Raw genomic sequence first — 11853 nt, forward strand, 5'->3', positions numbered from 1 at the left:
GGCGTTGGCTTGTAAAAAGATGGGATTATGGTACTATGTTCTTGGAAGAAGAATGCGGGTGGATCAATGCCTGAAAATAAAACGCAGCAAGAGTTGGCAACTATGTGCAGAGCTATGGAAGAAATGAGAAATGAAACTGTTCGGGAGCGGAACATCGAGTGTGCTTTGGAAATGCTGGCAGATGGAATGCCATATGAAAAGGTTGCAAAGTATTCAAAGCTGACCCTTGAAGAAGTCAAAGCCTTGGATACGAAGAAGCCTGCCTGATCTGTAAGACGGCAAACGCCGCCCGGCAGCAGCTCCTGAACATTTTTTATACGTAAATTGTAAAGCGTAAAAAGTAAGCCCTGCAAGACTTTTGATCGGTTTTGAATCAATTGAGCCTTGCAGGGCTTTTGCATTCTACAGGATTTTTGCTTTATACCGCCTGTAACGGTGTGTTTTCCATTGCTTTCTTAAATTCCTCAACCGTCATGTTGGCTTTTTCTGCAGCACGCTCCGGCTTTAAATCACCCTCTTGGACGAGCCGCATTAGCATCCGCATCTCGCCAATGCCGATGCCTTCTTCTCTGCCAATGCCGATGCCTTCTTCCCGGCCTTCGGCCTTGACACCTTGACTAAGGTTGCACATAATAAGCACCTCTCTTTCCAGTTCTTCACTCATTGCAACGCCAAACTCTTCTTCGAGAATTTTCTTTTTCTCCGCAGCCGCTCTTGACGAGGAAAGCAGCACATCCAGAAACTTCAAAATACCTGTATAGTTTTCTGCATCAGGTTTCCCCAGACAAATCGTTACCACGCTCATCAGATCATAATTTTCTGATTTTTCAGCAGCGTTTCCAATCAACTGCTCTGGCCGAATCGAATACCGTGTGAGTGTATTCTGAAATTCATCCGACGGTTTTGTGCAGACCCATATAGAATACACTTTTCGGTTTTTTCCATACTCCGACTTTTTGAAAATCGGCCCGTGCTGCGCGGAGATCATTCGGCTGCAATAATAGATTGCACGCTTCGTCAGCGGGTATCCCGGATTAAAAGCAGTCTGTGCTTCTACATTGATAATAAGACGAATTACATCTTGTGAGGCCGCATCATTCGCTGTTGTCGGAGTGATCGCATCAAAGCGAACGTCATAACGCACCGTTCCCTCAGTCAGCGTAGAATCCTCATTATTGCTTCCGGTTATCACTTCGGGAGCTTTTGGAGGTCTGTTTGTATCATCAACGTGAACGCCAACCGTGCCAACCTCTGGAGTTCCCTCAATATACTTTTCGGCAATTTCCTCTACGGAACATTCACTGTATTCATCTACACAGCCCTTCATGATCTGCGCCAAAATCTGCTTGTTCGCCAGCAGTTTTTTGGCCGTCTTATCATAGTCCGAATCAAACTCCGTCTGAGTTATCGTGTGTGCAAGCTGATTTTCTACCGTGTTTTGCTTTTCCATCGGCATTCACTTCCTCGCAACAGGTTCAACAAGAGCATATAAGCCCTTATCGTACTTTCATCTTACCATAAATCGTTTTGCATATCAAGCTGTGCAGCCCGCTCACCACCGGAAATGGAGTTCCATGCTTATAATAGCGTTGGCTTGTAAAAAAGATGAGATAATGGAACGATGTTCTTGGAAGAAGAAAGCAGGTGAACCAATGTCTGAAAATAGAACCCGGCCGGCACCGGCATGACGAAGAAAACATTCCTACACAGAAGGGGAAAATGTTCTGTGCGGGTTTTGTTTTGCTTTTTTCGATTTTCTGGGAAAAATCTTCCGAAAATGGTTGACAATCCGGGGAATCGCTGGTATAATTACTCCTGTCGTCAGGCACGGCACGAACATCTGGGGGATTAGCTCAGCTGGGAGCCCAAGCAGTGCGCTCACGCACCCCCACGACTGAACTTCATAAAACGTTTCTTGTTTGAGCATCTCTTTTCCAGAGGTTTCCACTTCTGGAAAATTATGGGGGATTAGCTCAGCTGGGAGAGCGCTTGCATGGCATGCAAGAGGTCACCGGTTCGATCCCGGTATTCTCCACCATTGGCTCAAATAAGAGTTACAAACACCGTTGATTTCAAATCGAAGTCAACGGTGTTTTTGTGTTTGTCAGCAAGCAAGTTCATCGCTATTCTCCAAATACTGTGCAAGATCAAAGTTGAAGTCCACATGGATTTGGTATCCGCGATAAACGTCTACCCTGCGGATAAGCTGGCTGACGATCATCTTTTTTGCTTCAAAGCTGGCACTATCGTACAGGTCTGCATCCAGAAGACTTAGCTGTAGATCAGTTCCGTCCGAATCACTTCCTCGACCTGCTCCCGCAGGCTGTTCATGTGCTGCACCCACGCTATCTGGTTCTTCTCTTTGTCCGGTGCCGGGTTCTTCGCCAGCAGATCGACTATCATCTGCTCCTTCATTGCTGCTGCGGTCTGCTCCAGTTCGGTCAGAGTCGGGTACAGGCTCCCGTTCAGGAGCATCGTGTGGTACAGCACCGGGTGCTGCTGTTTCAGAAAGTTCAGGCGCATCCTGCCGTACTTGCCCAGCGGGGTCTTTGGCTGATGCAGGGTCAGGTTCGGGAGAAGATAATCCCCGGTCTGCGTGTAACTCAGATTGCTGCTCATATTCATGCTGGCTCCTTTCATTGTTTCGGCGGCGGATGGTCGTTTTGACTGCCCGCTCTACGGTGCGCAGGACTTCGCGGCTGATGTCGCTGACTGCGGCACCGAGTGTGTAGACAGTGTCCGGGGTGGAAAAATTGTAGATAGCCTGAAAACTGTCTTTGTCAAAATAGCCATCCGGTTCAAATCCGCACCGTTCCAGCAGCGTGTAAGTGATGCTGATTGCGGCGGCGGACTTAAACTGCATCTCCACCCCGGCATCATCATAATCCATCAGCAGCGAGCCGTCAACGATGGCGCGGATGTCCCCGCCGTTGTTGTCCCAGTAATCCGCCACCAATTTTCCGGCAACATCGGCAAGCTGCTGGCTAACACGCTCTCCGCTGATGCCGTAGATAGCGGCGAGCATTTCTGAAACCGGCTGTTTCAGATCATCGTTGTACTGCCACACCTCCGGGTCACGGGAATTGCGGCGCACACCGGTGTCCGACACATCGAAAACGTAGTGCAGGCGCGGGAATCCGCTGGATTCGTCCAGCAGAGCGATACCCTTAGAGCCACGTCTGACATAGCGGTTCATCCGACTGTTCCAAACATCATAGTCGGCGCAGGCGGTGGCATCCGGGCGCTGGGCGTAGATCATGAGCTGGTCTGCAAAGGGGTACTTGTACAGCCGGGATGCGGTGGTCAGGTAATCCGTCCAACTTTCCCAGTACCGGGTTAAGCCATTTGCCGTGCGCTGGGCAAGGGCGAGATATTCTTCGGTTTTGCTTGGCATAGCGTTCCTCCTTTTTCGGATTTTAGGGTATAAAAAGAGCGGGCAACCGTTTTAAGGTTGCCCGCAAGGGATGTAATAAAGATTGATCATTGAATATTGTTGTCCTTTATGAATTTCATGATGCAGCAGCCCATCACGATGACGGGAAGCACGGTTCGTAAACCGAGGTCGCCGACCCGCACATTTACATCAATCACAAGCCCTGCAAACCATGCCGCTAAAGTGAAAACAGTTGCCCATCCGTAATTCATAGAACTGTACTCCTTCATATGTGAATATTCAAAACTCTCTTCTCAGCTTCAGCTTTCATAGCTGCCCGCAAGGAACTTACATTTATTCGACTCGAATGTTTACCGGATTCAGTGTAAGGTTGCCTCCGCCCGCCACCTTATACCATTTGCCTCTTTCGAGTTTGATTCTTTCCGTTACGCCCTGTGTAATATATCCGATTCTGTATTTTTCTCCAGTCTCTACATCGGTAAAGACCACCTCAGTATCACAATCACCGCTCACTTTTACAGTTCCCCAAAGTGGCTGTATTTGTTCTGTCTTTATGTTGCCTTCATCGTTTGAAAGGGTGAAAGTATGGCTTCTCTGAATATTGATATAAATCGCCACCAGAAAAACCGCTGCCAGACATAAAGCAAACCTTCTTGTTTTCATCGAAACACCTCCTGCAAATTCGGTTTTATCGAATCATATCACATAAGCGAACGCTCAAAACTTACAGCTCGGTTTCCACCGCAAGCTGCTCCTGCTTTTCTTTTTCGTCAGCGATCTGGACATCAACATCTTCGCGCATCTTTTTCAGAAGTGCAAGGACTCGCTTGATTTGACCCTTGGTGTTTTCTACTCTGCTCTGAGCCTGATTGATATGGTCCAGAACCGCCCAGTCTGCAAAGAGGCCATCAAAGAAGAAATCCGCAAATTTCAAAAAGTTGTCTACCGTGACCTGAAGGTCTGCAGTGATCTCGACATCGGAAAGTTCGGTTTTGAACCGCCGCAGTTCCACTTGGAGCTGTTCAACCTGCTTTTGTGCATTGTCCAGTTCCTCATACTTGGCAAGATCGGCCATCAAACCGCCGCCCATTACATCCCATGTGCTCCAGCCCTCGGCATTGTCGAGGGTTTCGAGAACTTCGTTGACCGTATGCAGGGCAGTCTTTCCTGCGTTGATGGCCTCCAGCAGTTCCCGCTTTTGGACTTTCAGTGCGGCAATACGGCTTTCGCTTTCCGCAACCTGCTGTGCGGCCGGGTGGGCAGAGGCTTTGATGCTTTTGATCTTTTCAGAAAGAGCAGCTTGATACCGCCTTTCGCAATCGGACAGCCGTGCCAGCCTATTTTGAATCTGCTCCAAGTCGGCATCAACGGAAGAAAGGTCATGGAGAGCAGCATCGTACTTGACACGGGCTGCATAGGCTTCCTGCCGTTCTTTGTCCAGCTTTTCATCCATTTTTCCAATCACTTGATAGAAAAATGCGGCAAGGCTGTGTCCCTCCAGACGGTCCACATCAGCCTGCTCTGCCAGCTTGGATTTTTCCAGCTTTTTCAGGCGATCAGCAAGCGTATCTCTCTGGGCGGTCAGTTCTTTCTGTTTTGCTTCGCAGCTTTTCTTTTCAGCGACCTGCTGCCAAAGCTCTTTCAACGTAGAATCACTCATATGGAATGTCCTTTCCCGGCATTACGTTTCTTCGTTCAGAAGCTGGTTCAAAAAATGCTGCCGATTATTTACAAATGTTTTGGTGATAACGTAGCTGTCCGTATCTTCATACTGACAAGGATGAATCGTGCCATTGTCGAAGCTAAAAATCTCAGCATCAGGCATTCCGAGGAGAATGGGTGAATGTGATACGATAATGAATTGCGCCCCTTCTTGGGCACACCGATAAATGTTGATCAGTAACGTGAGCTGCCGCTGCGGGGATAAAGCGGCTTCCGGCTCGTCAAAAATATAGACTCCATCTGCACCCATGTAGTCCTGCGCAATGGCGAGGAAACTTTCACCGTGTGATTTTTGGTGATAGCCTTTGGAGGGATGATCGTCATCGGAATAGTCGATTTCCTTGGTGGCTACATTATAGAAACTCTCTGCTCGGAGAAAATACCCGAACTTTGGTCTGCGATACCCCTTGGAAATCGTCATAGCCTCACATAGTTCCGAATGGGAGTTGTATGTGGAAAATGAATAGTTCTTCGTTCCACCCTCTGCGTTGAAGCCGTAAGCAACAGCGATTGCTTCCAGAAGCGTAGATTTTCCACTTCCATTTTCGCCAACAAAGAACGTAATGGGCTTATGGAATGTAAAAGTGTCGATTCCACTGATGGCAGGAATCTGACGAACATAATTGTATGGGCGAACTCTGTTCCAGTCGATGGTCAGCCCTTGGATAAACAAATCGTTCATACAGCACTCCATACTATATAATGTAAGAAACACTTAGCTCCGCTCAAACCCAAGATAGCGGGTGCCCTGAAAACTCAGCTTTCCGATGTCGCCCTGCATGAGCAGACCATAATCGCTTCCGTCCACTTCAAATTCCATGCGGTCGCCGCTCTCCACCTGAAAAGTCACATAGTACGATGTAAATGTGCTAGTGTCGTATCCGTGCGCACCGGACATATCGCCGGCATTGGCACTGCTGGAATGCGAAACATCGGTGCGCTTTGCTACCACTGTTGCCGGAACGGTAAGCCGCGGCGAGTGGTTGTTTTTGTTCCATGTGCGGAGATTTGAAATTAGAGCAAAGAAAAACATTCCAATAAAAAGCAGGAACAGGATTGGGAAAATGAAGCTGAATATAGCGTCAAACCATCCAAAAAACATTTTACTCCTCCAAAATTTCTTCCATCAGGTCCTTTACATCGTCCAGAAAAGATTCTTCACCGAGGGTGTTCACCTTGAAGAACACCGCTTGACTGCCTCCTGCGGTGATGGCAGACAGCCGGATCGGACTGTCTCCATTCTGGAACAGGGTCAGTGTCAGACTCAGGCGGTTGCCGCCCATCATGCTGTACCGTTCAAATACACGGACACTGCACCGGGCATCGCCCTCTTTGAAATCACTGCCTGCCTCTAAATCTGCCGACCAACTGCTGTCCGGGATTTCTTGTTCCAGCTTCCGAAGCAACTTGTCAAAGTTTTTGTTTCAGATGGTCTTTTCAAAGATTGCCATAATGGTTCCTCCGTTCTGACAATTAAAATTCAGTCCCTTATTTTTGATACGAGCAGAGCCACAGGAAAATTGCGGAGAAATCGCTTGAAGAGAGGAATTTTGTCTAATTTGATTATAGCATATCTTTTGGAAGAACAAAATACTTTATGTACGCCGCCCGCAGGCGGCAAAAATCAGTCCAGTGGAAATTCCAGTTCGGCAAACTCAGCATCGGTCAGCAGTTTCAACTTTTCGATAACACCCTCCGACAGTTCCCGCAGGGCGGTTTCATCGGGCATCAGATAGCACTGCATCAGCCGCAACTCGTGTACCAGCCCCAGCCGGGTGCCGGTGTTGTAGAGCATCATCAGGGTCAATTCCTCGTGGTCAAAGTTCATGTTCAGCCCTCGCTTTCCGGCATCCAGTTGGGTTGCACTCCGGGGCATCGCACTTCTCCTTGAGCATTTGCAGAACAGAAGAGTGCTCCGGCTTTTTATCCAGAAACCCCGGCAGCTCCTTGAAGCCGATGCTGTCCACATAATGCACAGACACTTTGCCATTGCGTTTGAGTGCGATCACATCGCTGACCGACAGGCTGTGCCCCTCAAAATCCTGCGGACGGGAGAGGTTGAACATCTGAAATAGTTCTTCCAAAATCTCGTTGTTCGGCACATCCTGCCACATGGCGGGCAGATCAGCATAGTAGGTGACCTCGTAATGCTCCGGGTCGGGCGTTTTGCCCCGACGATGCAGTTCCCGCATGGAAGCAAATCTTTCATCGAGGATTTTTTCGTCATGCCGCAGCTGCATCACCATATAAACATCGCACCCCGCATTCAGAAACTTCTGCGGGATGTCCGTCATGGGTTCACCGTCAAAATTCTGGTTCCATTTTTGCTGCATGGAGCCGCCCACCGCCTGCTGCAAAGCCTTCAGGTCGTTATCGATCTCGACCTGCTGCGGATACTGTCCCGGTGCAATTTTCAGCACCGACAGAGTGTTCTCGTTCTGTTCCATTATCGTCCTCCTTGAATTTGATGGTGATTTCCTGCCCGGCACGGGCGGCATTCAACAGAGCTGCCACAAAGAAGCCGAAAAAGGCACCAGCTTCAAAAATGATAAACGAATAAATAAAATTCATAACGAACCTCCTATTGATTGAACAGTGAGAAGAATCCTCTCAGGGAGGACGAGGAGCGCAAGACGCGGTAACGGTATGCTTAGTGGAAACATTGGCATGAGTATGCGGTGCGGTATCGGTAGAAAAACAGTCGTACAGAGCATCCCGCAGAGAATGGAAGCAACGAGCATGGTAGTCGTGCAGATGGAGAACCAGAATCTTCAAAACATCAACGGCAGAACAGTAAAAGTCCTCCGTGACTTCTGCGAAACTCTCATAGCAGGTCATTTCGGTATTCATGCAGCACCTCTCAGTCAATGCAGATGCAGGGCAGCTTCTGGTCATCTGCCATCAGGGTGATGCTGTGGCTTTCCAGATACTTCTGGAACAAGTAGACCTCATCAATGGTCAGCGAGATGACCTCGCCGTCCATGTTGGTGCGAACCAGAATCACCGAGCCGGTCAGGTAGTGCTTGCCGCCCATCTTCAGCACCTGCGCCGGATTGTAGCAGAGCAGCAGCGAGGTGTCAGGGAGGTTCAGGCAAGCATCGTCCTCCTCAAAGCAGGGCAGAATGCCGGGAGCCTCATCCAGCGTGATGACGGTCAGCTCCATATCCGGGGCAATGGCTGCGAGGTAGACCTCGCCGCCCCGGTTTGCTGCCAGTGCAGCGCAGATACGCACGTCAATGGTGATCTCCTCGGAGCGGATGGTGCGGGTAACGTTGTTTTTCATAGGCATTTTCTCCTTTTGATTGCAAAAGAAAAAGACCCCATCGGGTCCTTCGTTACGGTATAAGTTAGCGTTCATTCTGCCGCTGCTGTTTGCGTTGCCACTGATTTTATATAATTTGCCCTTTGCACGGTCTCTCTGCTGGCAACAAACAAAATTTTATCGATCGAGGAGGAAAATTAATGGGATCAGAAACAATTTCTGCAGTTATGTCTGCTTTGGCTGTTATTTTAGGAATGATTGGTGCGATGTTTTCGGTAAAGCATACTGCTTCCAGTATAGAGAAAACGTCTGATGGTGACGCAAAAGAAGCAAAAGAGGCTGCTCAAAAAGTTCAGGAAGGAAATAAAGACATTATTTCTTTGATGTTGAATAATATGTCCGAATTAAGAGAATATTATGTCATTAATAAGCGGCAGGCTAATCGGGTGTTTAATGCAACATTGACGGCTTGTGTTATGGGTGGAATTATCTTTATCATTGGAAGTATCGTAGCATTTTGGGGTGGCCAGAAAGTATCGTTCTATACAACAATTTCCGGATGTGTTGTAGAACTCATTTCTGGCTTGTTTTTCTGGCTTTATAAAAGAACGATTGATCAGCTCAATCTTTATCACGAGAGATTGGGTTCAACAGAAAAGTATCTCACAGCGGTGCAGTTGGTTGATAAAATGTCAGAACAAGAAAAAGATAGTATGTATCGGTATATCATTGAAATGATGCTGATTGATAACAGTTCAAAGTGTCGTAAAAAAAAGCCTCCGGAAAATAAGATACAAAATACATAATACATAATACTGTTGAACTTTGTGAAGGCTACTGAAGGAAAATTGTTGGCCTGCAAGTGATTTGTCGCATTTTAAATCAACCTATGACTTTACACCGTTTTCAAAAAAGAATGTTTGCCGCCCGGCTTTTCGGCAGGCTGCTGCATCATCCCCTTCAATGTACGGCGTAAGGTCGAAATTGAAAGTAATGTTGAGTTGATACCCACGATAAACCTCTACCCTGCGGATAAGCTGATTGACGATCATTTTCTTTGCTTCAAAACTGGCACTGTCGTAGAGATCAGAAAAAGAAATCAGTTCTTCGTACAGTTTTGATACGCTGTCCATCAGTTCGGCAGTTTTTTCCGTTTCTGCGTAGGAAGATTCATAAAGAACATCCAATTCCCGAAGTTTTTCCTCCTGCGCTGTAATCATCTCGGCAAGGGTTTCTTTGGGAAGGACGCTCTCACCTTTGATACAGGCAAGAATCTCGGCTTTCAGGGAAATCAAGTCTTTTTGGGCTTTATCCCGCTCTACCTGAATAGTTTGCAGATAATTCTTACGTTCGACAACTTCCCGCTCGTAACGCCTTGTAATGATCTGCTCTTTCGGGATGCCTCTCATTTTGGAAAAGATCTGACGGACTGATTTATCAATGATCTCATCCAAAATATGTACCGTGTAACCCGTCTGCCCGGTGCAGCCGGTCTGCTTATAACGAGCACTTGGGTTCTCGTCCACGATGTCAACCCACTTTCTTTGTGTAGTTTGCGATAAGCAGAATCTCCCGGATACATTCAAATGCTTTCGGGTTCGGTTTGTTGGAGAATTGAAGACAACGAGATTTCTGTCGATTGCTATAATAAGGAAAATGCACAGTGGGCGTTTTGCTGCCTGCTGTATGACCAGAAAATTGGGCTTTCAGGACAACAAATTAGTAAAAATGGCACTTGATAGAACAGCGAGTGAAAAAAGTAATCATATTTTGGTGTTTTTGTTGCATGAAGCGGCGGGATATGTTAAACTAGAATAAATTATATTAACTTCAGAATACCATCAGAAATGGAGGGCTCGCAAATGGCAATGCGGGATGATCTTGCACAGTCGGCAGAAGAACAAAATATAAAAACGATCCGTATCCTGCGCACGACACAGGCTGCGGACGTTAAGGAAATGGTCAAAGAATTCTTCCGCTTTATCGGTTGTCTGGTTCACGACATTCCAGTTCAGGCGAGGATACAGGATGTTGCTCAGATACTGAACGAGCCGACAAAGCATGATGTGGATCTAATTCTGACGACAGATTATGAACCTTGGCTGGCTACGCTGGCGGCAAATACTCAAAAACGTTTTCCGGAACGCAAAATTATCGGGATGTCCTTTGCGCTGGACGGCGGTGCCGTGCAGATTGACGGAAAAAGTCTTGTCCTGACGGGAAATCTGAAGCAAGAACGGATACAAAGCGTGATTGACAGATTGATCGACAGTATCTGGAATGATTCGGCAGATAAAGTGACCGCGGGAAGTCTGCGTCAAATCAATGTACTGTATCACCAGTATGAATTGTTCCACTATTTACAAATGAAACGCACCTTCCGCATTGCCAATATGAATGAGGTACTCAAACTTGGCGCAAATCACTATGATATCCCCTATAAGCCTTATATTAACCGAATGCTGCGGGCGTTTTTTGCGTTTCGGAGAGCTCTGCTGGACTTGCAGCCGAAAACCGTATATTCAATTTATGCTGCCATCAATGCAGCTCGAAAAATACGGGAGATATACAGTGCGTTATCAGAAAACTCGGAGTATCGGCGCAGGGAGGCAGTGCCGACCGTTAATGTAGCCATGCTGCTCCGTGAACTAAATGGCATATACCAGCGTGACCCGAATTATGCAGGCATGTACTATTTGGCGGCCTATCTCTGCCAGAGCGATGAAAATCGGATATTGGATGCGTATAATTATTATAAACGAGCTCGAGAACTGAGTTTGGAGGAGACCGATGGTTTTTATGCATTTGGCATTTATCAGTTGGGACACTATCTCAGTAACGAGTTGGATGAACCAAAGCTTGCGCTGGCGCTTTATCAGGAGGCAGAAGTCAAGAATCGGCGCTGCTATCAGGCTGCTTTTCAAATCGCCCGCTGCTATGCGGAACAGGGCAGATTTGAACAGGCTGCAAATGAGTTTACAAATGTCATTGCAATCTTATCCAATGGCTTGGAACTGGAAGAATTGCCAGCAGATCTTCCCAGTAGGAAAAAAGCTGAAGTTGACGCATTTTATAGGAAAGGCTTTGGCGGCTGGGAATATCTCTCACTAAAAGAAATCCAGTATCTGTATAAATCCTATATCTGGCTTGCACGGCTTGCAATGTATCGGAGACAAAAGCAGGAAGGGGATTGGTATACACGGAGAGCACTTTCTGCAGCGATTGCCTATTGGTGTGCACCGATGCTGCAAAGATGCTGTGATCCTAAAATCTGGAATACAGTGCGGCTGTTCCACGTACAAGGGCTGCCTGTCCGTGCGCTGTTTGTTACACTCAAACGAGCTACAGTCATCACCGGAGCCACAGATTCCTTGAAAGCGCAGATTGAAGAGAATGTCCTGCATTATCAGGATATGTACAAAAAAGAAGAGCCCTTATCCGCACAGTAAGAAGTATGATTTGAAAACAGAATCAG

At 47.3% G+C, this 11853-nt stretch carries 18 protein-coding genes and 1 tRNA gene; 6 read left to right on the plus strand and 13 right to left on the minus strand.

The annotated features are described in order from the left end of the window. Positions 1–66: 66 nt before the first annotated feature. Positions 67–267: a hypothetical protein gene (locus ACKXF9_RS08015; protein ID WP_348583695.1), complete on the plus strand. Its 201-nt coding sequence runs from the start codon at positions 67–69 to the stop codon at positions 265–267. 151 nt (positions 268–418) lie between these two features. Here ACKXF9_RS08015 and ACKXF9_RS08020 read toward each other — a convergent pair whose 3' ends face one another. Next, positions 419–1450, minus strand: a complete 1032-nt coding sequence (locus tag ACKXF9_RS08020; RefSeq protein ID WP_418265814.1) for a hypothetical protein — start codon at positions 1448–1450, stop codon at positions 419–421. A 512-nt stretch (positions 1451–1962) separates the two neighbouring features. On the opposite strand from ACKXF9_RS08020, the gene ACKXF9_RS08025 reads away from it, so the two are divergent. Beyond that, positions 1963–2038, plus strand: a tRNA-Ala gene (locus tag ACKXF9_RS08025). A 233-nt stretch (positions 2039–2271) separates the two neighbouring features. Here the strand turns inward: ACKXF9_RS08025 and ACKXF9_RS08030 are convergent. Continuing rightward, the gene (locus tag ACKXF9_RS08030; RefSeq protein WP_117930556.1) at positions 2272–2625 is read right to left on the minus strand and encodes a TnpV protein; all 354 of its coding nucleotides are present in this window, start codon (positions 2623–2625) and stop codon (positions 2272–2274) included. Between ACKXF9_RS08030 and ACKXF9_RS08035 the strand changes: the two genes are divergently transcribed. Then, on the plus strand, positions 2609–3031 hold the full coding sequence (locus tag ACKXF9_RS08035; protein ID WP_418265815.1) for a hypothetical protein: 423 nt from the start codon (positions 2609–2611) through the stop codon (positions 3029–3031). The genes ACKXF9_RS08030 and ACKXF9_RS08035 overlap by 17 nt on opposite strands. Before the next feature lie 449 nt (positions 3032–3480). On the opposite strand, the gene ACKXF9_RS08040 is transcribed toward ACKXF9_RS08035, so the two are convergent. From ACKXF9_RS08040 to ACKXF9_RS08085, 10 genes are all read right to left on the minus strand, one after another. Further along, positions 3481–3645, minus strand: coding sequence for a hypothetical protein (locus ACKXF9_RS08040; protein ID WP_173014779.1), 165 nt, complete (start codon positions 3643–3645; stop codon positions 3481–3483). Positions 3646–3727: 82 nt separating this feature from the next. Continuing rightward, positions 3728–4057 carry a hypothetical protein gene (locus tag ACKXF9_RS08045; protein WP_113993346.1) on the minus strand — a complete coding sequence of 110 codons (330 nt, stop codon included), beginning with the start codon at positions 4055–4057 and terminating at the stop codon, positions 3728–3730. 61 nt (positions 4058–4118) lie between these two features. After that, positions 4119–5054 (minus strand): hypothetical protein, encoded by a 936-nt coding sequence (locus ACKXF9_RS08050; RefSeq protein WP_156069802.1) that lies wholly within the window; start codon positions 5052–5054, stop codon positions 4119–4121. A 21-nt stretch (positions 5055–5075) separates the two neighbouring features. Further along, a complete protein-coding gene (locus tag ACKXF9_RS08055; protein ID WP_005921747.1) occupies positions 5076–5798 on the minus strand; it encodes an AAA family ATPase in 723 nt (240 codons plus the stop codon). A gap of 33 nt (positions 5799–5831) precedes the next feature. After that, positions 5832–6218, minus strand: coding sequence for a DUF2500 domain-containing protein (locus tag ACKXF9_RS08060; RefSeq protein WP_005945560.1), 387 nt, complete (start codon positions 6216–6218; stop codon positions 5832–5834). 1 nt (position 6219) lies between these two features. After that, positions 6220–6522 carry a DUF6054 family protein gene (locus tag ACKXF9_RS08065; RefSeq protein ID WP_242821966.1) on the minus strand — a complete coding sequence of 101 codons (303 nt, stop codon included), beginning with the start codon at positions 6520–6522 and terminating at the stop codon, positions 6220–6222. Positions 6523–6740: 218 nt separating this feature from the next. Then, on the minus strand, positions 6741–6944 hold the full coding sequence (locus ACKXF9_RS08070) for a transposon-transfer assisting family protein (RefSeq protein WP_097773944.1): 204 nt from the start codon (positions 6942–6944) through the stop codon (positions 6741–6743). Continuing rightward, positions 6934–7563 (minus strand): YodL domain-containing protein, encoded by a 630-nt coding sequence (locus ACKXF9_RS08075; RefSeq protein ID WP_418265816.1) that lies wholly within the window; start codon positions 7561–7563, stop codon positions 6934–6936. The genes ACKXF9_RS08070 and ACKXF9_RS08075 overlap by 11 nt, the downstream gene beginning before the upstream one ends. Continuing rightward, positions 7487–7687 (minus strand): hypothetical protein, encoded by a 201-nt coding sequence (locus ACKXF9_RS08080; RefSeq protein WP_156065600.1) that lies wholly within the window; start codon positions 7685–7687, stop codon positions 7487–7489. Before ACKXF9_RS08080 ends, ACKXF9_RS08075 begins: the two co-directional genes overlap by 77 nt. A 289-nt stretch (positions 7688–7976) precedes the next feature. Next, positions 7977–8399, minus strand: a complete 423-nt coding sequence (locus tag ACKXF9_RS08085; protein ID WP_015565190.1) for a hypothetical protein — start codon at positions 8397–8399, stop codon at positions 7977–7979. Between the two features lie 179 nt (positions 8400–8578). Between ACKXF9_RS08085 and ACKXF9_RS08090 the strand changes: the two genes are divergently transcribed. Continuing rightward, positions 8579–9184, plus strand: coding sequence for a TRADD-N-associated membrane domain-containing protein (locus ACKXF9_RS08090; RefSeq protein WP_418265817.1), 606 nt, complete (start codon positions 8579–8581; stop codon positions 9182–9184). A gap of 81 nt (positions 9185–9265) precedes the next feature. Here the strand turns inward: ACKXF9_RS08090 and ACKXF9_RS08095 are convergent, their stop codons facing one another. Beyond that, positions 9266–9904 (minus strand): hypothetical protein, encoded by a 639-nt coding sequence (locus ACKXF9_RS08095; RefSeq protein ID WP_418265818.1) that lies wholly within the window; start codon positions 9902–9904, stop codon positions 9266–9268. A 160-nt stretch (positions 9905–10064) separates the two neighbouring features. Between ACKXF9_RS08095 and ACKXF9_RS08100 the strand changes: the two genes are divergently transcribed. Together ACKXF9_RS08100 and ACKXF9_RS08105 are read left to right on the plus strand one after the other, a co-directional pair. Further along, positions 10065–10196, plus strand: a complete 132-nt coding sequence (locus tag ACKXF9_RS08100; protein WP_418265819.1) for a hypothetical protein — start codon at positions 10065–10067, stop codon at positions 10194–10196. A 44-nt stretch (positions 10197–10240) separates the two neighbouring features. After that, positions 10241–11827, plus strand: coding sequence for a hypothetical protein (locus ACKXF9_RS08105; protein WP_418265820.1), 1587 nt, complete (start codon positions 10241–10243; stop codon positions 11825–11827). Positions 11828–11853 lie beyond the last annotated feature (26 nt).

This window comes from Faecalibacterium sp. 9 (assembly GCF_048320955.1).
Taxonomy (GTDB): Bacteria; Bacillota; Clostridia; order Oscillospirales; family Ruminococcaceae; genus Faecalibacterium; species Faecalibacterium wellingii.

Bases quoted from the DNA above. Each gene is read 5' to 3' on its own strand.
- ACKXF9_RS08015 (WP_348583695.1), top strand. From the start codon at position 67: ATGCCTGAAAATAAAACGCAGCAAGAGTTGGCAACTATGTGCAGAGCT.
- ACKXF9_RS08020 (WP_418265814.1), bottom strand. From the start codon at position 1,450: ATGGAAAAGCAAAACACGGTAGAAAATCAGCTTGCACACACGATAACT.
- ACKXF9_RS08030 (WP_117930556.1), bottom strand. From the start codon at position 2,625: ATGAATATGAGCAGCAATCTGAGTTACACGCAGACCGGGGATTATCTT.
- ACKXF9_RS08040 (WP_173014779.1), bottom strand. From the start codon at position 3,645: ATGAATTACGGATGGGCAACTGTTTTCACTTTAGCGGCATGGTTTGCA.
- ACKXF9_RS08045 (WP_113993346.1), bottom strand. From the start codon at position 4,057: ATGAAAACAAGAAGGTTTGCTTTATGTCTGGCAGCGGTTTTTCTGGTG.
- ACKXF9_RS08050 (WP_156069802.1), bottom strand. From the start codon at position 5,054: ATGAGTGATTCTACGTTGAAAGAGCTTTGGCAGCAGGTCGCTGAAAAG.
- ACKXF9_RS08055 (WP_005921747.1), bottom strand. From the start codon at position 5,798: ATGAACGATTTGTTTATCCAAGGGCTGACCATCGACTGGAACAGAGTT.
- ACKXF9_RS08060 (WP_005945560.1), bottom strand. From the start codon at position 6,218: ATGTTTTTTGGATGGTTTGACGCTATATTCAGCTTCATTTTCCCAATC.
- ACKXF9_RS08070 (WP_097773944.1), bottom strand. From the start codon at position 6,944: ATGAACTTTGACCACGAGGAATTGACCCTGATGATGCTCTACAACACC.
- ACKXF9_RS08075 (WP_418265816.1), bottom strand. From the start codon at position 7,563: ATGGAACAGAACGAGAACACTCTGTCGGTGCTGAAAATTGCACCGGGA.
- ACKXF9_RS08080 (WP_156065600.1), bottom strand. From the start codon at position 7,687: ATGAATTTTATTTATTCGTTTATCATTTTTGAAGCTGGTGCCTTTTTC.
- ACKXF9_RS08085 (WP_015565190.1), bottom strand. From the start codon at position 8,399: ATGAAAAACAACGTTACCCGCACCATCCGCTCCGAGGAGATCACCATT.
- ACKXF9_RS08090 (WP_418265817.1), top strand. From the start codon at position 8,579: ATGGGATCAGAAACAATTTCTGCAGTTATGTCTGCTTTGGCTGTTATT.
- ACKXF9_RS08100 (WP_418265819.1), top strand. From the start codon at position 10,065: ATGACCAGAAAATTGGGCTTTCAGGACAACAAATTAGTAAAAATGGCA.
- ACKXF9_RS08105 (WP_418265820.1), top strand. From the start codon at position 10,241: ATGGCAATGCGGGATGATCTTGCACAGTCGGCAGAAGAACAAAATATA.